Source organism: Spirillospora sp. NPDC048823 (assembly GCF_043198445.1).
Classification (GTDB): Bacteria; Actinomycetota; Actinomycetes; order Streptosporangiales; family Streptosporangiaceae; genus Spirillospora.
The window spans coordinates 144924-167920 of sequence record NZ_JBICUT010000003.1; the positions used below are offsets into that span (position 1 = coordinate 144924).

Sequence of the window (22997 nt, forward strand, 5' to 3'; positions counted from 1 at the left end):
GATCGAGATGGGGGGACGCGATGGACGGCGGTGACGAGGACATCGTCCGGCTCACGGCCTGGGTGCGCGGCCACGTCCAGGGAGTCGGTTTCCGCTGGTGGGTGCGGGCACGGGCGCTCGAGCTCGGCCTCGACGGCACCGCCGCCAACCTCGCCGACGGGCGCGTCGAGGTCGTCGCCGAAGGACCCCGCCGGAAATGCCGGCGGCTCCTGGAGCTGCTGGACGGCGACGCGCCCGCGGGCCTGCCCGGACGCCCCGGCAAGGTGACGGGCGTGACCTGCCGCTGGAGCGAGCCGCGCGGAGAGGGCTCCGGTTTCCATGAGCGCTGACCGGGTAGGGGGTTCCGGTTTATACCTGCTAAACTAGTAGAGGAAGGTTGTTACCGGCCTGTGATGTGCGTCTTGACCAGGACACCGGCCGGTGCGACTCTAGACGATACGCGCACCGACTTGATTCGATTCTCGTGCGTGATCCCTGCTGGTTACTCAGCGTGGAGGACCCTTAGTCATGGCGAAGGCTCTACTCGGCCACGTCGGCGGTCCCGACCCCCGGATGGTCGCGGAGATGCGGCGTCTTCAGCAGCGCGTACGTGATCTGGAAGCCGAGCTCGTACGGCTTCAGGCAGAGAACGACGCGCTCGCGACGGCGCCGGACGACGATGTGATGTCCCTTGCGGTCAAGGACCGTGAACCCGCGCTGACCTGATCAGCGCCTTTCTCAAGAGTGGACAGGGACGCCACGACCTGGCGTCCCTTGTTTATTGCAGCGCCCCTGGCGGTCGTGTAGCCGGCCTCCGGCCTTGGCGGCCCTTCCTTCTTCGGCGGGCACCGCGGTGCGATCGCATGGTGGCCGCGATGGCCGGTTCGGGTGCCCGGTCCTGTTCCCTTCGGGCCTGGCGGTGCGGGTGTACCCTCGGGCTGATGTACGGGGAACGGTCAGGATCCGGTCAAACCTTGGTACGCATTCTGCCTGTCCGAATCTGATGGCAGCTGTAGCGATCGGCGGAATTCGGGGCATCCGGTGGTGCATGACCGCCGTGACCCGAATCCAGTGCGGCGACCGCGCGTCCCGTGCCCGAGCCGACCTCGGCCGTTGTATAACGAACACGGCCGGCCGGCCATCGCCCAGTCACCTCAGGAGGACGGCGGACGCGTGTACCTGAAGAATTTGACGCTGCGCGGCTTCAAGTCCTTCGCGTCCTCCACCACGCTGAAGTTCGAGCCGGGCATCACCGCCGTCGTCGGGCCGAACGGGTCGGGCAAGTCCAACGTCGTCGACGCACTGGCCTGGGTCATGGGGGAGCAGGGCGCCAAGTCGCTGCGCGGCGGCAAGATGGAGGACGTCATCTTCGCCGGCACCGCCAGCCGGGCGCCGCTCGGCCGGGCCGAGGTCGTGCTGACGATCGACAACTCCGACGGCGCGCTGCCGATCGACTACACCGAGGTCACGATCAGCCGGCTGATGTTCCGGTCCGGCAGCAGCGAGTACGCGATCAACGGGGACTCGTGCCGGCTCCTCGACATCCAGGAGCTGCTGTCCGACTCCGGCATCGGCCGCGAGATGCACGTCATCATCGGGCAGGGCCAGCTCGACCGCGTCCTGCACTCGGGCCCCGAAGGGCGCCGCGCGGTGATCGAAGAGGCCGCGGGTGTCCTGAAGCACCGCAAGCGCAAGGAGAAGGCGCTCCGCAAGCTGGACGCGATGCAGGGGAACCTGACCCGCGTCCAGGACCTCACCGGTGAGCTGCGGCGGCAGCTGAAGCCGCTGGGGAGGCAGGCGGAGATCGCGCGCAAGGCCGCCGTCATCCAGGCCGACCTGCGTGACGCCCGGTTGCGGCTGCTGGCCGACGACCTGGTCACCTTGCGGACGAGGCTTGAGCAGGAGGCGGCCGACGAGGCCGCCGTCCGGGAGCGCCGCACCGAGACGGAGCGGGCGCTGGCCGAGGCGCAGGAACGCGAGGCCGTGCTGGAGGCCGAGGAGGCCGAGCAGGCGCCCAGGCTCGCGCTCGTGCAGGACACGTGGTTCCGGCTGTCGGCGCTGAAGGAGCGGTTGCGGGGCGTCGCCGATCTCGCGGCCGAGCGGCATCGCAATGCCGCCGAAGCGCGCGATGAGGAACGGCGCGGCCGCGATCCCGAGGAGATGGAGCGCGAGGCCGCCGAGGTCCGCGAGCAGGAGGACATGCTCCGGGAGGCGCTGGAGGCGGCGCAGGACGGGCTTTCCGCGGCCGTCGAGGAGCGGTCGGGAGCAGAGGAGGCCCTGGCCGCCGAGGAACGGCGGCTGCAGGCCGCCGCGCGTGCCGCGGCCGACCGGCGGGAGGAGCTGGCCCGGCTGCGGGGACGGGTCGAGGCGCTGCGCAGCAAGGCCGCGGCCGGACGCTCGGAGATCGGCCGGCTCGCCGAGGCGCGGGAGGAGGCCGGGCAGCGCGCCGAGTCCGCGCAGGCCGAGTTCGAGGCGTTCGAGGCCGAGGTCGTGGAGGACCCGGAGTTGGCCGCCGAGCACGAGGTGGCCCAGGAGGCGCTCGCCACCGCCAAGGACGCCGCCGAGGCGGCGCGGGCGGCGGTGGAGGGTCCCCGGCGGGCCCTGAAGGAGGCCCGGTCGGCCGTGGGTTCCGCGCGGTCGGCGGACCAGGCGGCGCAGAAGAAGGTCACGGCGTTGCAGGCCCGGATCGAGGCCCTCGATCTGACGCTGGCCAGCGCCGCCGACGGCGGGGAGGCCCTCCTGGCCGCGGGGGCGGACGGTTCGCTGGAAGGCGTCCTCGGGACGGTGGCGTCGCTGCTGAACGTCCGTCCCGGCTATGAGACCGCGATCGCGGCCGCGCTCGGCAACGCGGCCGAGGCCATCGCCGTCGGCTCGCTGGATACGGCCGAAGCCGCGCTGACGCTGCTGCGTTCCCGCGATGCCGGACGTGCCGGGCTGCTCGTCGGCGGGGGAGCGGCAGTGGCGGGCGGGCGGCTCCCCGGGGTCGACTATGCGGTCGACGCCGTGACGGTGCCGGATGCGGTGCGTCCTGCGGTCGAGCACCTTCTGCGTGACATCGCCGTTGTGGACGATGTCCCGTCCGCTGCCGGGCTGGTGCGCAGGGAGCCTTCTCTGCGGGCCGTCACCCGCGATGGGGAGCTTGTCGGCGCCCACTGGGCTCAGGGCGGCGCAGCGGGTGGAGGGCAGAGCCTCCTGCAGATGCGCGCGACGCTCGATGAGGCCACCGAGGACCTGGCGGCCGCCGAGACGGCGGCGGGTGTCGCGGCCGACGACCTCACGGCGTCCATGGAGCGGGAGCAGGCGGCGCAGACGGCGGTGGAAGCCGCCGAAGCGACCGCTAACGAGACCCAGTCAGGGGTCAACCGGGCGCAGGCGGAGCTTGACCGCGTCCGCGCGCGCTTGCGTGAGTTCGACGCGCAGGCCGCTCAGGAGGCCAAGCGCGCCGCCCGCCTGGAGGCCGACGTCCGCGCCGCCAGGGGCGAGGCGGAGCGGCTGACCAAGGCGCTCGACGCGGCGAACGAATCTCTGGAGCGCGACACCGAGGCGGCAGAGGAACTGGCGATGCGGCTCGCCGAGGCGGAGGAGGCCGCGGAGGTCGCCGACGAGGCCGGGCATGACACGCAGGCCCGCGACGAGCTGAACGCCCGCTGCCAGGAACTGCGCAGCGTCGAGATGGAGTCGAGGCTGACGGTCCGCACCGCCGAGGAACGCGTCCAGGCCATCGCCGGCCGCGCCGACGCGCTCGAACGCGGTGCCCGCCGCGAGCGCGAGGAACGCGCCCGCGCCGCCCAGCGCCGCGCCCGACGCGAGGAGCAGGCGAGGGTCGCCAAGGCCGTCCACCGGGGCGCCAGGACCGCCCTGGACCGCATCGAGCACTCCCTGGACGCGGCCGTACGGCGGCGGGAGGCCGCCGAACAGGCCAAGGCCGCCCGCGAGGCGGAGCTGAAGGTCGTGCGGACCCAGGTCCGCGAGCTGTCCGGGACGCTCGAACGCCTGGTCAACGTCGTGCACGGCAACGAGGTCGCCCGCGCCGAGCAGCGGCTCCGGCTGGAGCAGTACGAGCAGCGGGCCCTGGACGAGTTCGGCCTGGAGGTCGAGTCCCTGGTGTCGGAGTACGGGCCGGACCAGCTCGTCCCGCCCGATCCCGACAAGGGGGAGGACGCGCGGCCCGTCCCGTACGAACGGGCCGTCCAGGAGAAGCGCGCCAAGACCGCCGAGCGGCAGCTCAACCAGCTCGGCAAGGTGAACCCGCTCGCGCTGGAGGAGTTCTCCGCGCTGGAGGAGCGGCACGCGTTCCTCACCTCGCAGCTGGAGGACCTGAAGAAGACCCAGCGGGAGCTGCTCGGCCTCGTCAAGGAGGTGGACGACCGCGTCCAGCAGGTGTTCGGCACCGCCTACGACGACACCGCTCGCGAGTTCGAGCGGATCTTCGCGCGGCTGTTCCCCGGCGGGGAGGGCAGCCTGTCGCTCACCGAGCCGGACGACATGCTCGCCACCGGCGTCGAGGTCGCGGCCCGCCCGCCCGGCAAGAAGGTCAAGCGGCTGTCGCTGCTGTCTGGCGGCGAGCGGTCCCTGGTGGCGATCGCGTTCCTCGTCGCGGTCTTCAAGGCCCGCCCGTCGCCGTTCTACGTCCTGGACGAGGTCGAGGCCGCACTGGACGACACCAACACGCAGCGGCTGCTCACCGTCTTCGAGGAGCTGCGCGAGGCGTCCCAGCTGATCGTGATCACTCACCAGAAGCGGACGATGGAGGGAGCCGACGCCCTCTACGGCGTCAGCATGCGCGGGGACGGCGTCACCCAGGTGGTCAGCCAGCGGCTGCGCGACTGAGTTCGTGCACGAATTTTCACATGACAGAAATATCGGTCACCCTTTCATTGGAACGTTACATCGCCCAGCGTTCCGCATTTCGGACGGGTCCCGAGATGTGGTCTGTATTATTTTCGGGCTCCAATAACTACTTGGTCACGACGCATTCCTGCCGGTGACAGGGAAGTGGCGCGACCGTCGTACACCGACCGTGACGCCGTGACGACGCTGGCGGACTTGTGCGGGTCGAAGTCCATCCACTACCCATATGCACCGTTGGTTCTCCGGCTTCCCTCACCGGACAAACCCCGCCCGGTACGGAGAACCGCTCGGAAGGTGACGCCCGTGGACCCGCAGAAACTCAAAGACAATTTCGCCCTCGTCGGCACGAACGGCGTCGACGTGGCAGAATATTTCTACGCAGACCTATTCGCCCGGGAACCGCAGCTCAGGTCGATGTTCCCGGCGGCGATGGCCAAGCAGCACGAGGTCCTTCTCGCCGCGCTGTCCCAGATCGTCTCGACCGTCGACGACACCGACGCGCTCGTCCCGTTCCTGCAGGACCTCGGCCGGCGGCACCACGGTTTCGGGGTCCTCGGCGACCACTACGCCCCCGTCGGAGCCAGCCTCCTGGCGACCCTCGCCTACTTCAGCGGCCCCGAATGGAACGCGGACCTCGAACGCGACTGGACGGCCGCCTACGGGCTCGTCGCCCAGGTCATGACAGAGGCCGCGGCCGAGCCCGTCTCCTGATCCGGCCCGCATCCTGATCTGACATGGACGCCCAGCGCCTCAAGGACAGCTTCGACCACGTCGCCGGACAGGGCGACCAGGTCGCGCTGTTCTTCTACTCCGACCTCTTCGTCCGCAACCCCCACCTGCGCGACATGTTCCCGATCGGGATGAGCGGCCAGCGCGACAAGCTGCTGCGCGCCCTCGGGCACATCGTCTCCCGGGTCGATGACCTGCCCGCCCTCGTCCCGTTCCTCCAGCAGCTCGGCCGCGACCACCGCAGGTTCGGGATCGTCGCCGAGCATTACCCGCACGTCGGCGCCAGCCTCCTCGCCACCGTGCGGCACTTCTGCGGGCCGTCCTGGAGCGACGACGTCGAGGGCGACTGGAACGCCGCCTACAGCCTGGTCGCCAAGGTCATGCTGGAGGCCGCCGACGAGAACGCCCTCACAAGCCCCGCCTGGTGGAACGGCCAGGTCCTCGGTGTCGAACGGCGACGGTTCGACATCAGCGTCCTGCGCGTCCAGCCGGACCGGCCGCTGCCCTACCGGCCCGGCCAGTCGGTCGCGCTGGAGGTGCCGGCCCGGCTGCGGCACTGGCGCTACTACTCGATGGCGAACGCCCCCCGTCCCGACCACACCGTGGACTTCCACATCCGGCTCGTCGACGGCGGCCCGGTGAGCCCCGTCCTGGTGCGCGGAACCGAGACCGGTGACCGGGTCCGGATGGGCGCCCCCGTCGGCACGCTCACGCTGGACGAGGCGTCCGGGCGGGATGTCCTCCTGGTGGCGGGCAGCACCGGCCTGGCCCCGCTCAAGGCGATCCTGGAGCAGATCTCGCAGCGCGCCGCCCCTCCGCGCGTGCACCTGTTCTTCGGCGCCCGCACCAGGGACGGCCTGTACGACCTGGAAGACCTGACCAAACTGGCCGGCGAGTTCCGCTGGCTCACCGTCGTGCCCACCGTGTCGGACGAGTCCGGCGGCCACGGCTTCTCCGCCCTGCTCCAGTCAGGGCTCCAATCGGGGCTCCAGCCGGGACCCCAAGCGGGCGACGACGACGTCGAGCACGGAAATCTGTCGGACGTCGTGGCCAGGCACGGCCCCTGGGACGGCCACGACGCCTACGTGTGCGGGCCGTCCGCGATGGTCGGGCACACGGTCGAGCAGCTCACGCGGCTCGGCGTCGCCCGCGACCGCATCCGGCTGGAAACCTTCGCAGACGCACAGAGGTGAGCGCGTTGAACTCCCCGAACCTTCCCGTCGTCTCCGCGGGCACGCGGCTGACCCCGGGCGAACTGCAGTCGGTGGTCTTCGCCCGGGCCGCCCTCGGCCGCCGCGGATACGACGAGGAGCAGGTCCGCAACTTCCTGGCGTACGTCGAGCGGGAACTCGTCCAGATCTTCGGCGACAAGGCGGCCCTCGCCGACGAGGTCGACCGGCTGCGCGCCCAGGCGGCCAAGGGCACACCCGGCGTGATGGCGCCCGAGGACGCCCACTTCCAGGCCGTCCGCATCCTCTCGCAGGCCCAGCAGACCGCCGACCTGTACGTCGCGGACGCCGAGCGCTACACGCGCGAGCTGGCCCACGAGGCCAGGCTGCACCGGGAGGCGATCCTGTCCGACGCCAAGGGACGCGCCGAGCACATGCTGGAGGACGCCCACCGCAAGGCCGCCGCGGTTGCCGACGCGGCCGTCCGCAACGCCGAACAGACCGCGCCGCCGCCCGTCATCCGCCAGGAGGCCCCGCCGGCCGACGAGCGACGCGCCATGGAACGGGAGATCGCCTACCTGCGCACCTACAGCGACGTCTACCGCACCCACCTCCGCTCCTACCTGGAGGCCCTTCTGCGAAACGTTGACGAGTGGGAGAACTCCGAGCGCGCGTCACTGCCCGCCCCCGGGCCCGCACAGTGATCACGGCCTGCGTCGGAAGGGGGGTTCCAGGGGGCCGCCCCCCGGGGTAGACACCTTCTGGAAAACTGGGGGCGCTATGGAATATCTGATCGTCATCGCCGCGCTGGCCGCGGTCGCACTGATCGTCGGCGGCGTCATGCTGCTGCGGCCCCGTCGCGGGCGGCCGCGGCCGCCCGCCGAGCGGCCCACGGAACGGGCGGGAGGAGCGACCGCCGCCGACGAGGCGGAGGGCGGCGCCCCCACCATCGAGAGGGCGCCGCCGACGGAGGTACCGCCGCCGCGGCCCACGGTCGAGATCGAGAGGCCGCCGCCCGGTGCGGGCAGGCTGGTCCGGCTGCGCGCCCGCCTCGCCCGCTCCCAGAACACCTTCGGCAAGACCCTCCTCGTCCTGCTGTCGCGCGAAACGCTCGACGACGACGCCTGGGAGGAGATCGAGGACACCCTGATCACGGCCGACATGGGCGCGGCCGTGGCCCGCCAGGTCACCGACGACCTGCGGACCCGGGTCCAGGTCCTCGGCACCCGCGAGGTGGGCGAGGTCCGCGAGCTGCTCAAGCAGGAGCTCGTCAAGCAGATCGGCCCGGATCTGGACCGCTCCCTCCGGACCGAGGCGCCGGGGGACCGTCCCGCCGTGATGATGGTCGTCGGCGTCAACGGCACGGGCAAGACCACCACCTGCGGCAAGCTCGGCCGGGTCCTCGTCGGCGACGGCAAGACCGTCCTGCTCGGCGCCGCCGACACCTTCCGCGCCGCCGCCGCCGACCAGCTGGAGACGTGGGGCAACCGGGTCGGGGCGCAGGTCGTCCGCAAGGAGGAGGGCTCCGACCCCGCCAGCGTCGCGTTCGACGCCGTCAAGCAGGGCATCGACACCAAGGTCAACGTGGTGATCGTCGACACCGCCGGCCGGCTGCACACCAAGACCGGGCTGATGGACGAGCTGGGCAAGGTCAAGCGCGTCGTGGAGAAGCAGGCCACGGTCGACGAGGTGCTGCTCGTCCTGGACGCCACCACCGGGCAGAACGGCATGCAGCAGGCCCGCGTCTTCGCGGAGGTCGTCAACATCACGGGTATCGCGCTGACCAAGCTGGACGGCACCGCGAAGGGCGGCATCGTCGTCCAGGTGCAGCGGGAACTGGGCGTCCCGGTCAAGCTGGTCGGGCTGGGGGAGGGCCCGGACGATCTGGCCCCCTTCGAACCCGAGGCCTTTGTGGACGCGATCCTGGGAGACTGAAAAAAGGTCCAATGTCGCCTAAATAAGGCATGTGAGGTTTCGGAAACACCGGCGAAACACGCCGGGGTCGGTTTTCACACCGAGGAAACGTAAGAGCCCCTCAGGTGAAACGGCCGCGCCAGAGTCTCTGAGCAGTCACGTTCCCTGGCGAGGAGGGACTCTCTCAGAGATGAAGATCGATAGCGGTAACACCGCGTGGATACTGACGAGCGCGGCGCTCGTGCTGCTGATGACACCGGGGCTGGCCTTCTTCTACGGAGGCATGAGCCGGGCCAAGAGCGTGCTCAACATGATGATGATGAGCTTCGTCAGCATCGCCGTCGTCGGCATGGCGTGGGTCGTCTACGGCTGGTCCCTGGCGTTCACCTCCGGCGGCGGGCTCAGCTCGTTCATCGGCGGGTTCGGCGAATGGGGACTGGTCGGCCTGGAGACCGCCGCCACCGCCGACGACGGCACCGGCATCCCGAAGCTGGTGTTCGTGGCCTTCCAGGCGACGTTCGCCATCATCACCGTCGCGCTCATCAGCGGCGCGGTCGCGGACCGTGCCAAATTCGGGGCCTGGGTCGTGTTCACCCTGGCCTGGGTGACGCTCGTGTACTTCCCGATCGCCCACTGGGTCTGGTGGTCGGACGGCGAAGAGGGCGGCCAGGCCGGCTGGATCTTCGAACTCGGCGCACTCGACTTCGCGGGCGGCACCGTCGTCCACATCAACGCGGGAGTCGCGGCGCTCGCCCTGGTACTCGTCCTCGGCAAGCGCAGGGGCTGGCCGAAGGAGCCGATGCGCCCGCACAACCTGCCGTTCGTCCTGCTCGGCGCCGGGCTGCTGTGGTTCGGCTGGTTCGGCTTCAACGCCGGCTCGGCCGGCGCCGCCAACGAGGTCGCGGGCGTCGCGTTCATCAACACGCTCGTCGCGACCTGCGCCGCCGCGTTCGCCTGGATCGTCGTCGAAAAGCTGCGGGACGGCTCGTCCACCACGCTCGGCCTCGCGTCCGGTGTCGTCGCCGGACTCGTCGCCATCACCCCGGCCTGCGCGTTCGTCACCCCGCTCGGCGCCATCGCCGTCGGACTCGTCGCCGGCGCGGTCTGCGCCTTCGCGGTCAGCCTCAAGTACAAACTCGGCTACGACGACGCGCTCGACGTGGTCGGCGTCCACATGGTCGGCGGCATCGTCGGCGCCCTGCTGATCGGCCTCCTGGCCACCACCGCGGTCAACGACGGCGGCGCCGACGGGCTGTTCGCCGGTGGCGGGCTGTCGCTGCTCGGCAAGCAGGCGGTGGCGGTTCTGGCCACCCTCGCCTACTCGTTCGTCGTCACCTACCTGATCGCCAAGCTCATCGACCTGGTGATGGGCTTCCGCATCAGCGAGGACGACGAGGCCGCCGGAATCGACAGCACCGCGCACGCGGAGACCGCCTACGACTTCGGCACCATCCGGACGGGCGGCGGTTCCGGTGCGACCCTGGCCGCGGCGGCCGCGCCCGCCCCCGCCGCGGACGCGGAGAAGCCCGAGGACGCGGCCAAGAAGGTGGAGGCGTAGGCGATGAAGCTCATCACGGCGGTCATCAAGCCGTTCAAGCTCGACGAGGTCAAGAAGGCCCTGGAGACCTTCGGGGTCAAGGGCCTGACCGTCAGCGAGGCCAGCGGCTACGGCCGGCAGAAGGGGCACACCGAGGTCTACCGCGGCGCCGAGTACCAGGTCGACCTGGTGCCCAAGCTGCGCGTCGAGGTCCTCGTCGAGTCCGAGGACGCCGACGACATCATCGACGTGATCGTCAAGGCGGCCCGCACCGACAAGATCGGCGACGGCAAGGTGTGGGCCGTCCCGGTCGACACCGTCGTCCGGGTCCGCACCGGCGAGACCGGCCCGGAAGCCCTCTGAGGCACCCGGTGACCCTCGCCGCCCCGCCGCCCGGAGACCGCGGCCCGGGCCGTCCCGGCGCCGGCGGCTCCGGGACGGCCGGGGACGTGGCCGACGCGGCCCGTGCCGCCCTCGCGGCGGCGCGGGCCGCGCGCGCCGCGGACCTGGACCGCTGGCTGGGCTCACTCCTCGCGGACCGCCACGTCCCCGGCGACGTGGCGCTCGCCGCGGTCGGCAGCCACGCCCGCCGCGAGCTGACACCCGGCGGTGACCTCGACCTCGTCCTCCTGCACCGCGGCCGCGCGGACGTCGCCGGCGTCGCCGACCGCGTCTGGTATCCGGTCTGGGACTCGGGGCTCCGCCTCGACCACTCCGTCCGCACCGTCCACGAGGCCCGCACCGTGGCGCGCGGCGACATGAAGGCCGCACTCGGGCTCCTGTCGGCCCGCCGGATCGCGGGCGACCACACGCTCGTCGACGAACTGCGCACCGCCGTCCTCACCGACTGGCGCGCCGACGCCCCCCTCCGGCTGGCCGAACTGGCGGCGATGTGCCGCGAACGCTGGGACGACCAAGGCGAACTGGCGTTCCTCCAGGAACCCGATCTGAAGGAGGCGCGCGGCGGGCTGCGCGACGTCCACGTCATGCACGCCGTCGCCGCGGCCTGGGTGGCGTCCGCCCCCGGCGCCCGGGTCCGGGCGGCCCACGACCTCCTGCTGGACGTACGGCACGTCCTGCACGAGGTCACCGGCCGGTCCACCGACCGCCTCGTCCTGCAGGAACACGAATCCGTCGCCCGGGCCCTCGGCCTCCCGGACGCGAACGTCCTGCAGCGATCGATCGCGGAGGCCGCCCGCACGATCACCTACGCGGCCACCCACCTGTGGCGCCGCGTGGACCGCTACACCAAGGCCCGGCCCCACCCATCGTCCGGCCCGGCCCCGCGGGGGGTGGAGCGGCGCGGTGTCGAGCGGCGGCCCGTCGGGGACGGCGCCGTCGAACACGAAGGCGAGGTCGTCCTGGCGCGGAACGCCGACCTGAACGACCCCGCGCTCGTGCTCCGCGTCGCCGCGGCCGCCGCCCAGGCGGGCCTGCCGATCGCACCCGCCACGGTCGCCCGGCTCGCCGAGCGCGCCGTCCTGCCGCGGACGCCCTGGCCCGCCGCCGCCCGCGACGCCCTCGTGTCCCTGCTCGGCGCCGGGCCCGCCGCCATCGGCGTCTGGGAGGCCCTCGACCAGGCCGGGCTGATCGTCCGGCTGCTGCCCGACTGGGAGCACGTCCGCAACCGCCCGCAGCGCAACCCGGTGCACCGCTTCACCGTTGACCGCCACCTGGTGGAGGCCGCCGCGGGAGCCGCCGCCCTCACCCGCGAGGTCGCCCGGCCCGACCTCCTCCTCGTCGGTGCCCTCCTGCACGACATCGGCAAGGGCCGGCCCGGCGACCACTCCGCCACCGGCGCCGTCATCGCCCGCGACATCGGCGCCCGCCTCGGCTTCCCCGACGACGACGTCCGGGTCCTGGAGACCCTCGTCCGCCACCACCTGCTCCTGCCCGAGACCGCCACCCGCCGCGACCTCGACGACCCGGTGACCGTCCAGACCGTCACCGCCGCCGTCTCCCGGGTGCCCGGCCGCGAACGCGAGATCATCGACCTCCTCGCCGCCCTCGCCATCGCCGACGGCAACGCCACCGGACCCGCCGCCTGGGGTGCCTGGAAGGCGGGCCTGGTCGCCGAACTGGCCCGCCGCGCCGCCGCCGCGCTGTCCGGCGGAACACCGCCGCCCGCCCCCGCGCTCGGATCCGATCAACTGGCCCTGGCCCGCCACGACGGCGCCGCCGTCCGCGTCACCGGATCGCGCATCACCATCGCAGCCCCGGACCGTCCCGGCCTTCTGTGGCGCGCCGCCGGCGTCCTGGCCCTCCACCGCCTGGCGGTGAAGACGGCCCGCACCATCTCCTCCCCGGAAGGCTCCGGCGGGACGGCCGTGCTGGACTTCACGGCCGTGCCCGAGTACGGGACGCCGCCGGATCCGGCCAGCCTGGAGGCGGATCTGCGGCGCATGCTCGCGGACCGGCTCGATGTGGCCGACCGCCTCGAACGCCGCGCCCGGTCGGCGCGGGTGCGTCCGGGCGTGACGGTTCCCCCGCCCCGGGTGATGATCTTGGACGACGCGTCCCGCACCGCCACCGTCGTCGAGGTGCGCGCACACGACCGCCCGGGGCTGCTCTGGCGGATCGGGCAGGCGCTGGGCGCGAGCGGCCTGCAGGTCCGCGCGGCGCAGGTCGACACCCTCGGCGCCGAGGCCGTGGACGTCTTCTACGTGGTGGACGAACATGGCCGCCCCCTGGACGACCCCGCCGCCCTCGAGACCGCCCGCGTCGAGGTTCTGGCGGCCCTGCACTAGCTTCGCAGCCCTGCACCGACTTCACCCGCTCGTAGAACACGCACCCGTCTCCGCCGGGCCGCCCGGGAACAGGATCGTGCTCGGGGCCGGAGGAGTGATCCAGCCCGGGAACGATGCGATATGAGCGCCTTCCCGGAACGGGCTCGGCGAGAGGGGTGGGGCTCGGCCGGTGACCCGATACGCTGATAGGCGATCCCAGACGCTTTCCAAGGACGGTCCAGACACGTGTTCGAGACGCTCTCCGACCGGTTGACGACGGTCTTCTCGTCGCTGCGCAGCAAGGGCCGGCTCTCCGAGGCCGACATCGACGCCACGGCCCGCGAGATCCGGATCGCGCTACTTGAGGCCGACGTCGCGCTGCCCGTGGTCAAGGACTTCATCGCGGAGGTCAAGGAGCGGGCGCGAGGCTCGGAGGTCTCGCAGGCGCTGAACCCGGCACAGCAGGTCGTCAAGATCGTCAACGAGGAGCTCATCAACATCCTCGGTGGCGAGACCCGCCGGATCAGGCTGGCCAAGACCCCGCCCACCGTGATCATGCTCGCGGGCCTTCAGGGGGCGGGCAAGACGACCCTCGCGGGCAAACTGGCCCGGTGGCTGAAGCAGGAGGGCCACGCGCCGATGCTCGTGGCCGCCGACCTGCAGCGTCCCAACGCCGTCCAGCAGTTGGAGATCGTCGGCCAACGGGCCGGGGTGCCGGTGTTCGCGCCCGAGCCGGGCAGCGGCGTCGGCGACCCGGTGGACGTGGCGCGCCGGTCGATCGACCAGGCGCGGCAGGCCCAGCACGACGTCGTCGTCATCGACACCGCGGGACGTCTCGGCGTCGACACCGAGATGATGCAGCAGGCCATCGACATCCGGGACGCCGTCGACCCCGACGACGTGCTGTTCGTCGTCGACGCCATGGTCGGCCAGGACGCGGTCAACACCGCCCAGGCGTTCATGGACGGCGTCGGCTTCGACGGCGTCGTCCTCACCAAGCTCGACGGCGACGCCCGCGGCGGCGCGGCGCTCTCGGTCCGGCACGTCACCGGCCGGCCGATCATGTTCGCCTCGACGGGCGAGAAGCTCGAGGAGTTCAGCGTCTTCCACCCGGACCGCATGGCGGGCCGGATCCTCGACATGGGCGACATCCTCACCCTGATCGAGCAGGCCGAGCAGGCGTTCGACGCCGAGCAGGCCGAGAAGATGTCCAGCAAGTTCGCCTCGGGCGAGGACTTCACGCTCGAGGACTTCCTCGAGCAGATGATGATGATCCGCAAGCTCGGCCCGATCGGCAACCTGCTCGGCATGATGCCGGGCATGGGGCAGGTCCGCGATCAGATCAGCCAGATCGACGACAAGGACCTGGACCGCATCGCCGCGATCATCCGCTCGATGACTCCCCAGGAACGCTCCCAGCCCAAGATCATCAACGGTTCGCGGCGGGCCCGCATCGCGAGCGGTTCGGGCGTCGCCGTCGGCGAGGTCAACAGCCTGGTCACCCGGTTCTTCGACGCGCAGAAGATGATGCGCCAGATGGCCGGCGGGATGGGCATCCCCGGCATGCCCGGCGGACGGAAGAAGGCGACCAAGGCGGCGAAGGCGTCCAAGAACAAGAAGGGCAGGCAGCGCAGCGGCGACCCGCGCAAGCGTGCCGGCAAGGACCGGCAGGACGACCGGCAGCCCGCGGCCGACGGCATGCCCCAGGGGCTGCCCCCCGGTCTCGGCGGTGGTCCGGGCGGCCTTCCTCCCGGTCTCGGCGGCCAGCTCCCGCCCGGCCTGCAGATGCCCGACCTGAGCAAGCTCCAAGGCCGCAAGAAGAAGTGACCGCGCTCGTCCGGGGCTCGGGGGCCGGGTGATGGCGGCCGAGCCCGCCGGTCCCGGACACGGCATCGCGCGATTGCGCTTTTACCGCCATCGTCTGGCAGAATGATTGGCTGGAAACCCGGAATCGTGAGGCGCCCTCTCTCGTCCTGCGCGGCCGGAGTCCATCGGGCGGCCGTAGGCCGGTGTTCCCCACCTGGCACGGGCCCGCCCATCCTGTAATGAAGTCTGGAGTACACCACACCCGTGGCAGTCAAGATCAAGCTCAAGCGTCTGGGGAAGATCCGGAACCCGCAGTACCGGATCATCGTCGCCGACGCCCGCACCAAGCGTGACGGGCGCGCCATCGAGGAGATCGGGCTCTACCAGCCCAAGCAGGAGCCGTCGCTCATCAAGATCGACTCTGAGCGGGCCCAGTACTGGCTCGGCGTCGGCGCGCAGCCGACCGAGCCCGTCCGCAACCTGCTGAAGATCACCGGCGACTGGCAGAAGTTCAAGGGCGAGCCGGGTGCCGAGGGCACCCTCAAGGTCGCCGAGCCGAAGGCCGACAAGAAGGCCGCGTTCGAGGCCGCCGTCAAGGAGTCGATGGGCGACGTCGAGGCCGCGGCCCCCGCGACCAAGGGCAAGAAGAAGGCCGAGCCGAAGAAGGCCGAGCCGAAGAAGTCCGAGGCGAAGGCCGCCGAGAAGTCCGCCGACAAGTCCGAGGCGAAGGCCGCCGAGACCACCGAAGCTAAGAGCGAGGGCTGACAGTGCTCGAAGAAGCGCTCGAGCACCTGGTCCGCGGGATCGTGGACAACCCGGACGACGTCCGGGTCCGCGCCCGCCGGATCCGGGGCGGCCGGGTCCTCGAGGTGCGCGTGCACCCCGAGGACCTCGGGAAGGTCATCGGCCGCAGCGGTCGCACCGCCAAGGCCCTGCGCACGGTGATCAGCGCCCTTTCCGGTGGTCGCTATGTGCGCGTTGACCTGCTCGACGTCAACGAGGTCCGCTGAGTGGCGTTCCGATGAGCGAACCGCTCGTGGTGGGACGGATCGGACGGCCGCACGGCGTCCGCGGTGAGGTCGCCGTCGATGTCCGTACGGACGAACCGGAATCCCGGTTCGCCGAGGGCACGCAGATCGTCACCGACCCGCCGGCCACCGGCCCCCTCACCATCGAGCGTGTCCGCTGGCATTCGGGACGCCTGCTCGTGCGCTTCGCCGGGATCGGCGACCGCGGTGCCGCGGAGGAACTGCGCGGCACCTGGCTCGTCGTCGACCCCGGTGACATCCCCCCGTCCGCCGACCCGGACGACTTCCACGACCAGGAACTGATCGGCCTCACCGTCGTCACCGCGGACGGCACCGACGTCGGCGAGGTCGCCGACGTCCTGCACCACGGCCAGGACCTCCTGGTCGTGCGCGGCGACGCCGGCGAGAAACTGGTCCCGTTCGTGGCGGCGCTCGTCCCCGAGGTGGACGTCCCCGGGGGGCGGCTCGTGATCGACCCGCCCCCCGGACTGCTCGACCCATCATGAGACTCGACATCGTCACGATCTTTCCCGAGTACTTCGCCGCCCTGGACATCTCGCTCATCGGCAAGGCCCGCCGGGGCGGCCTGCTGGACGTGCACGTCCACGACCTGCGCGACTGGACCCACGACCGGCACCGCACCGTCGACGACACCCCGTACGGCGGCGGCCCCGGCATGGTCATGAAACCTGAGCCCTGGGGCGAAGCCCTCGACACCATCGCCCCGCCCGCACCGGGCCCGCACGCCTCCGGCGCCGGACCGGTGTCCTCACCACCGCGGCCCTCGGGCGAACCCCCGACACCCCCACCACCGCCCGACCCGCTGCCGCGGCTGATCATTCCGACGCCGAGCGGGCGGCCGTTCACCCAGGCCGACGCGGCCCGTTACGCCGCCGAACCCTGGCTGCTCTTCGCCTGCGGCCGCTACGAAGGCATCGACACCCGGGTCGCGGCGGAAGCCCGCACCCGGATGCCCGTGGACGAGGTCAGCCTCGGCGACTTCGTGCTCGCCGGCGGAGAGGTCGCCGTCCTGGTCATGGTCGAGGCGATCGGGCGTCTCCTGCCCGGAGTGCTCGGCAACGCCGACTCGGTCGCCGACGACTCCTTCGCGCCGGGCGCCATGGAGTCGCTGCTGGAGGGCCCCGTCTACACGAAACCACCCGTCTGGCGTGAGCGTCCCGTCCCGGACGTCCTCCTGTCCGGACACCACGGCGCGATCGCCCGCTGGCGGCGCGACGAGGCGCTCCGCCGCACCGCGCGGCACCGGCCCGAACTGCTCGCCCGACTCGCACCGGAGGACCTCGACACGCGGGATCGCGCCGTGCTGCGCGAGGCCGGTTTTCCGGTTGACGGCGAAGGTATGGCAGACTGAAGCGTTCGTGCGTCCAGTTCGCACGGCACCCCACGACCACTTTCCGCGGCGCGACGCCCCCACCGAAGACCCACTGGGGCCTCTCGACGCCCGCGTTCGACCATGAGGAACCGCAGCGATGCACACCCTGATCCAGGAGATCGAGAAGGCCGCGATGCGCGCCGACGTGCCGGACTTCCGTCCGGGCGACACGCTGAAGGTGCATGTGCGTGTCACCGAGGGCAACCGGAGCCGAATCCAGGTCTTCCAGGGCGTGGTGATCCGGCGGCAGGGCGGCGGCGCCCGTGAGACCTTCACCGTCCGCAAGGTCAGCTACAGCGTCGGCGTCGAGCGGACGTTCCCGATCAACAGCCCCTCCATCGACAAGATCGAGGTCGTCACCCGCGGCGACGTCCGCCGCGCCAAGCTCTACTACCTGCGCAACCTGCGCGGCAAGGCCGCGCGGATCAAGGAGAAGCGCGACCACTGAGCCCCTCTTCCTCCGCCGCCGAGACCGCGATCCGTGTGCCCGCCGAGGATGAGAAGGACTCGTTGAGCGGATGAACCACGACGCCCCGGGAACCCGTAACGGTGACCGGGGCGTCGGGCGTTCCGGAGGGAGCCGGCCGGCCCGGCCGCCGGCGACACGCCCACTGGAGGCGTCCCGTGGGCCCCGCGCCGCTAGGCTTTCGCTCTGATGACTGACGAGGACGATCGGAGAGACGTGCGATCCGAAGCCGAGGGCGCGGTGCCCGAAGAGAAGGAGCCCGTGGACTCGGCCGAGGAGACGGGCGAAGACTCCGAGGACGACGGCGAAAAGAAGAAGAAGCAGGGTTCGTTCTGGAAAGAACTCCCCGTCCTCATCGTGGTCGCCGTCGTACTGGCCCTCGTCATCAAGGCATTCGCGGTTCAGGCGTTCTACATTCCGTCCGGTTCCATGGAGAACACCCTCCAGGTCGGTGACCGCGTCCTCGTCAACAAGATCGTTTACCATACCCGGGACATCGCGCGCGGCGACGTCATCGTCTTCAACGGCCTCGACTCCTGGGACCCGGAGGTCCAGGTCGAGGAGCCCGGCAACCCGGTGTCCAAGGTGCTACGCGCCATCGGCACCGCCTTCGGCGTCGCGCCGAACGAGAAGGACTACATCAAGCGCGTCATCGGCATCCCCGGCGACCGCGTCAAATGCTGCGACGCCAAGGGCCGGGTCACCGTCAACGGCGTTCCTCTGGACGAGAGTTCCTACCTCTACACCGACCCGATCACGCACGAGCGGAACAAACCGTCCAACGACCCGTTCGACGTCACCGTGAAGCCGGGCCAGCTGTGGGTCATGGGCGACCATCGCGAACTCTCCTACGACTCCCGCTCCCACCGGAGCGACCCCGGCGGCGGCACCATCCCGGTCGACCGGGTCATCGGCCGCGCCTTCGTCATCGTCTGGCCTCTGGACCGCATCGGCACCCTTCCGATCCCCGATACCTTCGAACAAGGCGGCCTGCAGAAAACCGCTTCCGCTGCCCTGCCCGTCACCCCCTACGCGCTGGGTGTCATGTGCACCCTGCCCCTAGCCCTCTTCATGCGCCACCGCCGCCTGCAGACCTGACCCGCACTAACCCGGCCACCCGCATCGGCTTCACGGGTCCTCCGGAAGTCGGGGACATGTCGGAACGGGGCGTTCGGGGCGCGGCGGGAGGTTGCGGGGACGTACGCTGCGGGCATGAAGGGTCGTCCGCTTCGCTTCACGCCGCGCCGCGACGCGGGGATGCACGCGTATGAGCGTGTCCTGGATCATGCCGGGTTCAGCCCCGTCGCCGGCGTCGATGAGGCGGGGCGGGGCGCGTGCGCGGGGCCGCTGGTCGTCGCGGCGGTGATCCTTCAGGGGGGTCGGCGCAGGATCGACGGCCTCACCGACTCCAAGCTGCTCACTCCCGCGCGCCGCGAGGAGCTGTACGCGGAGATCACCGAGCGCGCGTACGCGTGGAGCGCCGTGGTCATCCCCTGCCACGACATCGACCGGATCGGCCTTCACCACTGCAACGTCACCGGAATGCGGCGGGCTCTGGCCGCCCTGGACAAGCGGCCCGCGTACGTGCTCAGCGACGGGTTCCCCGTGCCGGGCCTGGATGTTCCCGGGCTTGCGATGATCAAGGGGGATCAGGTCGCGGCCTGCGTGGCGGCGGCCTCGATCATCGCGAAGGTCACCCGGGACCGGATCATGGTGGCTCTCCATGAGCGGTATCCGGACTACGGGTTCGACCTCCACAAGGGGTATGTGACCCGTGCGCACGGCAGGGCGCTCGCCGCGCACGGACCTTGTCCGGAGCATCGTTTCTCCTACGTCAACGTCGGGCGTGCCTTGCGTAACAATGGAGAAGTGGACGTGGAGTTGGAGGAGACCGAAGGGGAGGTCCCCGGCGAGGACCGCACGGAAGGGGCACGGGCGTGAGCGCGGAGGATCTCGAGAAGTACGAGACCGAGATGGAGTTGCAGCTCTATCGCGAGTACCGCGACGTCCTCGGGCTCTTCGGTTATGTCGTCGAGACCGAGCGGAGGTTCTATCTCACCAACTCGGTCGACCTCCAGGTGCGCAGCGCCGACAACGGCGAGATCTTCTTCGAGGTCACGATGCAGGACGCCTGGGTCTGGGACATGTACCGTCCTGCCCGCTTCGTCAAGAACGTGCGTGTCGTCACGTTCAAGGACGTCAACGTCGAAGAACTCGCCAAGAGCGACTTCGAGCTTCCCTCGGATCAGTGATGGGGCGGCGCCCGCTTCGACTGTCGTGAGTGCTTCATTCCGTGTACCCGGACGGCTTCTCGCGGGGGGCCTTCGCGGACTTGGTGAGGCGCCAGCCGGCGGGCGCGCGTTCGACGAAGCCGGCGGCGGCCAGCAGCCCCAGCTTGGCGTTGACCGCCGTCAGGTCGACGCCCGCCTTCACGGCGAGCTGGGCGGGGCCGGTCGCCCCGCGGGAGGGGAACGCCTCCAGCACGGACCGGGTGACCGGTTCGAGACGGTCGCGAGGCAGCACGGGTGTGTGCGGGGGCGGGGCGAGGTCGGCGCCGATGCGCCCCACGGCCTCGATGATCTCCTCGGTGCGGGTGATGAGGGTGGTGCCCTCCTCGCGGAGCAGCCGGTGGCTGCCGACCGATGACCGGCTGGTGATGGGGCCGGGCACGGCCATGACGACGCGGCCGAGCCTGGCCGCCCAGCCGGCGGTGTTGAGGGCGCCGCTGCGGGCCTCCGCCTCGACGATGAGCGTCCCCCGGGACAGGGCGGCGATGACACGGTTGCGGACGAGGAACCGGAGGCGGTGCGGGTGGGTGCCCGGTGGGGACTCGCTGACCAGGAGGGAACGGTGGGCCATCTCGGCGAAGAGGCCCTCATTGGACGCCGGGTAGGGGACGTCGACGCCGTTGGCGAGGACCGCGACGGTGGATCCGTCCGCGGCCAGGGCGCCGCGGTGGGCGGCCGCGTCGATCCCGAGGGCGCCGCCGGAGAGCACCGTCCAGCCTTCGTCGGCCAGGTCCGAGGCGAAGCCGGCGGCGGCGCGCAGGCCGTACGGGGACGCGGCGCGGGAACCGACGATGGCGACCGAACGCAGGCATCCGTAGCGCAGGTCCCCGGGGCCGCGCAGCCACAGGGCGTAGGGGCGTCCGCCGCCGAGGTCGTCCAGGGTCGTCGGCCATTCGGGGTCTCCCGGGCAGATGAGGCGCCCGTTGAACCGGGCGCAGACGGCCATGTCCTGATCGGGCTCCGCGGCGATCAGCCGGATCCGCCAGTGGCCGAGCCGCCGGATCTCCTTGGCGTCGGCGGACAGGCCGCCGGGGAGCCCGCCGGTGCGGATCGATTCGAGCGCCCGCTCCGGGCCGGAGTGGTCGATGATCCGGTTGAGGAAGGTGTCGCCCGGCTCCGCCACGGCGGTGAGGGTGGCGCGGGCGGTTCGCTCATCGCTCATTGGCGCCCCGCCGACCACAGGGTGAGCGCGCCGCCGACGTCGTCCGGGCCGGGTTCGTCGTGGCCGGACAGGTCGGCGATCGTCCAGGCGACCCGCAGGATGCGGTCGAGGCCGCGCGCGCTGAGCGTTCCTCTCTGCAGGGCTTCGTCGGCGCCGTCCATCGCCTCCGAAGGGGGCGTGAAGCGGCGCCGCAGCTCCGGCCCGGGGATCTCGGAGTTGGAGCGCCACGGGGTGCCGGCCAGGCGCCTGAGCGTCCGTTCCCTGGCGAGCAGGACGCGTTCGGCCACGACCTTGCTGGATTCGGCGAACTCCAGGTCGTAGCGGAGTTCGGCACGGCTCGCCGGCGCCAGTTCGAGTTTGAGGTCGATGCGGTCGAGCAGCGGCCCGGACAGGCGGGAGGCGTATCTGCGGCGGATGCCGGGCGCGCAGGAGCAGTCGACCTGCTTGGCCGCGGCGCACGGGCACGGGTTCGCCGCCAGGACGAGCGTGAACCGCGCCGGGAAGCGGGCCATGCCCTCGATCCGGTTGATCCGCACCTCGCCCTCTTCGAGAGGCTGGCGGAGGGCGTCGAGCGTTCCCGCGAAGAACTCCGGGGCCTCGTCCAGGAAGAGGATCCCCCGGTGGGCGAGGGACACGGCGCCCGGCTGCAGGGCGCGGCCCGAGCCGCCGCCGACCATCGAGGCGCGTGACGCGGTGTGGTGCGGCGCGTAGAACGGAGGCTGGGTGATCAGTGGCTGGCCGGGCCGGAGGCTCCCCGAGAGGGAGTGGATCGCGGTGACCTCCAGCGCGATGTCGGGCTCCAGGGGCGGCATCAGCGTCGGCAGCCGTTCCGCCAGCATCGTCTTGCCGCAGCCCGGCGGGCCGGCGAAGAAGAGATGGTGCCCTCCCGCGGCGCTGATCTCCAGCGCCCTGCGCGCTTCGGCCTGCCCCCGGACGTCGGCCAGGTCGAGATCGGGCGGGATGTTCAGCCGCCGTAGGGCGAACCCGTCCGTGGGAGGGGGAGGGTCGCGATCCTCGTCCTCCTCCAGGGGAGGAGGCTCGTCGCGCAGGATGCACAGAAGGCCCCGCAGCGTGCTCGCCGACACCACTTTCATGCCCGGGACGAGTTCCGCCTCGGCGGCGTTCGCGCGCGGGACGACGACCGTGTGGCAGCCTTGATTGGCCGCCGCCAGGACGGCGGGCAGGATGCCCTGGATGGGACGCAGGCGGCCGTCGAGGCCGAGCTCGCCGATCAGCACGAGGCCGGCGCACGCCCGGGCGGGGACGGCCTCCGCGGCCGCGAGCAGGGCGACCGCGATACTGAGATCGAAGGTAGATCCCTTCTTCGGCATGCTCGCCGGGCACAGCGACACAGTGACGTGCCTGTTGGGCCAGTCCTCGCCGGAGTTGAAGATCGCGGCGCGGACCCGGTCGCGGGCCTCGCTGAGCGCCGTGTCCGGGAGGCCGACCAGGTGCAGGCCCGGGACACCGCTGGTGATGGCGGCCTCCACGTCCACCAACAAGCCGTCCACCCCGACGAGGGACACCGAGCGGGTCTTCGCGAGGGTCATCTAGCACACCTCCCTCAGGTGATCGATCGAGAAGCCGTCGCCGTCGGTGACGAGGCCGAGGACGTCCACCCGCACGGGCGCGCCGGTGACGCCGTGGGCGGCGGCCCATCGCCAGGCCAGCCGCCTCAGCCGGGCCGCCTTGTCCTTGGTGATCGCTTCGAGGGGGTCGCCGAAGCGGGCCGAGCCGCGGGTCTTCACCTCGCAGACGACGTGGCCGCGTCCGTCATGGGCGACGATGTCGAGTTCGCCCTCGCGGCACCGCCAGTTGCGCTCGATGATCGTCCAGCCGAGTTCGAGCAGGTAGCCGGCGGCGGCGTCCTCACCGCGCCGGCCGAGAGTGATGTGGGCGTTCATGGGCCTCACCTCCGGAGTCCGACGGTGCCGGAGCGTCACGATCCG

At 71.4% G+C, this 22997-nt stretch carries 22 protein-coding genes; 19 read left to right on the forward strand and 3 right to left on the reverse strand.

Translation table 11 applies throughout. The annotated features are described in order from the left end of the window. Positions 1 to 20: 20 nt before the first annotated feature. The 19 genes from ACGFK0_RS08175 to ACGFK0_RS08265 all read left to right on the forward strand — a co-directional run bounded on the left by ACGFK0_RS08175 (position 21) and on the right by ACGFK0_RS08265 (position 19850). Positions 21 to 329: an acylphosphatase gene (locus tag ACGFK0_RS08175; protein WP_392901746.1), complete on the forward strand. Its 309-nt coding sequence runs from the start codon at positions 21 to 23 to the stop codon at positions 327 to 329. 178 nt (positions 330 to 507) lie between these two features. After that, positions 508 to 705: a hypothetical protein gene (locus ACGFK0_RS08180; protein WP_083946295.1), complete on the forward strand. Its 198-nt coding sequence runs from the start codon at positions 508 to 510 to the stop codon at positions 703 to 705. 447 nt (positions 706 to 1152) lie between these two features. Then, entirely contained in the window at positions 1153 to 4809 is a 3657-nt protein-coding gene (gene smc / locus ACGFK0_RS08185; protein ID WP_392901749.1) for a chromosome segregation protein SMC, read from the forward strand. 324 nt (positions 4810 to 5133) lie between these two features. Beyond that, positions 5134 to 5541: a globin domain-containing protein gene (locus tag ACGFK0_RS08190; RefSeq protein ID WP_392901751.1), complete on the forward strand. Its 408-nt coding sequence runs from the start codon at positions 5134 to 5136 to the stop codon at positions 5539 to 5541. A 23-nt stretch (positions 5542 to 5564) separates the two neighbouring features. Continuing rightward, positions 5565 to 6752, forward strand: a complete 1188-nt coding sequence (locus ACGFK0_RS08195) for a globin domain-containing protein (protein ID WP_392901753.1) — start codon at positions 5565 to 5567, stop codon at positions 6750 to 6752. 5 nt (positions 6753 to 6757) lie between these two features. Then, positions 6758 to 7432, forward strand: a complete 675-nt coding sequence (locus ACGFK0_RS08200; RefSeq protein ID WP_392901755.1) for a DivIVA domain-containing protein — start codon at positions 6758 to 6760, stop codon at positions 7430 to 7432. Between the two features lie 76 nt (positions 7433 to 7508). Continuing rightward, entirely contained in the window at positions 7509 to 8663 is a 1155-nt protein-coding gene (ftsY, locus tag ACGFK0_RS08205; protein ID WP_392901758.1) for a signal recognition particle-docking protein FtsY, read from the forward strand. A 169-nt stretch (positions 8664 to 8832) separates the two neighbouring features. Then, the gene (locus ACGFK0_RS08210; protein WP_392901760.1) at positions 8833 to 10200 is read left to right on the forward strand and encodes an ammonium transporter; all 1368 of its coding nucleotides are present in this window, start codon (positions 8833 to 8835) and stop codon (positions 10198 to 10200) included. A 3-nt stretch (positions 10201 to 10203) separates the two neighbouring features. Further along, positions 10204 to 10542, forward strand: a complete 339-nt coding sequence (locus ACGFK0_RS08215) for a P-II family nitrogen regulator (RefSeq protein ID WP_132158442.1) — start codon at positions 10204 to 10206, stop codon at positions 10540 to 10542. 8 nt (positions 10543 to 10550) lie between these two features. Then, positions 10551 to 12926: a [protein-PII] uridylyltransferase gene (locus ACGFK0_RS08220; protein ID WP_392901763.1), complete on the forward strand. Its 2376-nt coding sequence runs from the start codon at positions 10551 to 10553 to the stop codon at positions 12924 to 12926. 225 nt (positions 12927 to 13151) lie between these two features. After that, positions 13152 to 14732, forward strand: a complete 1581-nt coding sequence (ffh, locus tag ACGFK0_RS08225) for a signal recognition particle protein (RefSeq protein ID WP_392901765.1) — start codon at positions 13152 to 13154, stop codon at positions 14730 to 14732. 243 nt (positions 14733 to 14975) lie between these two features. After that, the gene (rpsP, locus tag ACGFK0_RS08230) at positions 14976 to 15476 is read left to right on the forward strand and encodes a 30S ribosomal protein S16 (RefSeq protein ID WP_392901767.1); all 501 of its coding nucleotides are present in this window, start codon (positions 14976 to 14978) and stop codon (positions 15474 to 15476) included. A gap of 2 nt (positions 15477 to 15478) precedes the next feature. Beyond that, positions 15479 to 15721 (forward strand): RNA-binding protein, encoded by a 243-nt coding sequence (locus tag ACGFK0_RS08235; RefSeq protein WP_392901769.1) that lies wholly within the window; start codon positions 15479 to 15481, stop codon positions 15719 to 15721. Between the two features lie 11 nt (positions 15722 to 15732). Beyond that, entirely contained in the window at positions 15733 to 16245 is a 513-nt protein-coding gene (gene rimM, locus ACGFK0_RS08240; protein ID WP_392901771.1) for a ribosome maturation factor RimM, read from the forward strand. After that, entirely contained in the window at positions 16242 to 17111 is an 870-nt protein-coding gene (gene trmD / locus ACGFK0_RS08245; RefSeq protein WP_392901773.1) for a tRNA (guanosine(37)-N1)-methyltransferase TrmD, read from the forward strand. The genes rimM and trmD overlap by 4 nt, the downstream gene beginning before the upstream one ends. 118 nt (positions 17112 to 17229) lie before the next feature. After that, entirely contained in the window at positions 17230 to 17580 is a 351-nt protein-coding gene (gene rplS / locus ACGFK0_RS08250) for a 50S ribosomal protein L19 (protein ID WP_089312872.1), read from the forward strand. 234 nt (positions 17581 to 17814) lie between these two features. Next, on the forward strand, positions 17815 to 18696 hold the full coding sequence (gene lepB / locus ACGFK0_RS08255) for a signal peptidase I (protein ID WP_392901776.1): 882 nt from the start codon (positions 17815 to 17817) through the stop codon (positions 18694 to 18696). A 114-nt stretch (positions 18697 to 18810) separates the two neighbouring features. Continuing rightward, positions 18811 to 19539, forward strand: a complete 729-nt coding sequence (locus tag ACGFK0_RS08260) for a ribonuclease HII (protein WP_392901778.1) — start codon at positions 18811 to 18813, stop codon at positions 19537 to 19539. Beyond that, positions 19536 to 19850 carry a DUF2469 domain-containing protein gene (locus ACGFK0_RS08265; RefSeq protein WP_392901780.1) on the forward strand — a complete coding sequence of 105 codons (315 nt, stop codon included), beginning with the start codon at positions 19536 to 19538 and terminating at the stop codon, positions 19848 to 19850. The genes ACGFK0_RS08260 and ACGFK0_RS08265 overlap by 4 nt, the downstream gene beginning before the upstream one ends. Positions 19851 to 19884: 34 nt before the next feature. Here ACGFK0_RS08265 and dprA read toward each other — a convergent pair whose 3' ends face one another. Genes dprA through ACGFK0_RS08280 form a run of 3 tightly spaced genes read right to left on the reverse strand, consistent with a single transcriptional unit; the run spans position 19885 to position 22952 of the window. Next, a complete protein-coding gene (dprA, locus tag ACGFK0_RS08270) occupies positions 19885 to 21048 on the reverse strand; it encodes a DNA-processing protein DprA (protein ID WP_392901782.1) in 1164 nt (387 codons plus the stop codon). Beyond that, positions 21045 to 22598 carry a YifB family Mg chelatase-like AAA ATPase gene (locus tag ACGFK0_RS08275; protein WP_392901784.1) on the reverse strand — a complete coding sequence of 518 codons (1554 nt, stop codon included), beginning with the start codon at positions 22596 to 22598 and terminating at the stop codon, positions 21045 to 21047. The genes dprA and ACGFK0_RS08275 overlap by 4 nt, the downstream gene beginning before the upstream one ends. Next, positions 22599 to 22952 carry a YraN family protein gene (locus tag ACGFK0_RS08280; protein ID WP_392901786.1) on the reverse strand — a complete coding sequence of 118 codons (354 nt, stop codon included), beginning with the start codon at positions 22950 to 22952 and terminating at the stop codon, positions 22599 to 22601. Positions 22953 to 22997: the final 45 nt, after the last annotated feature.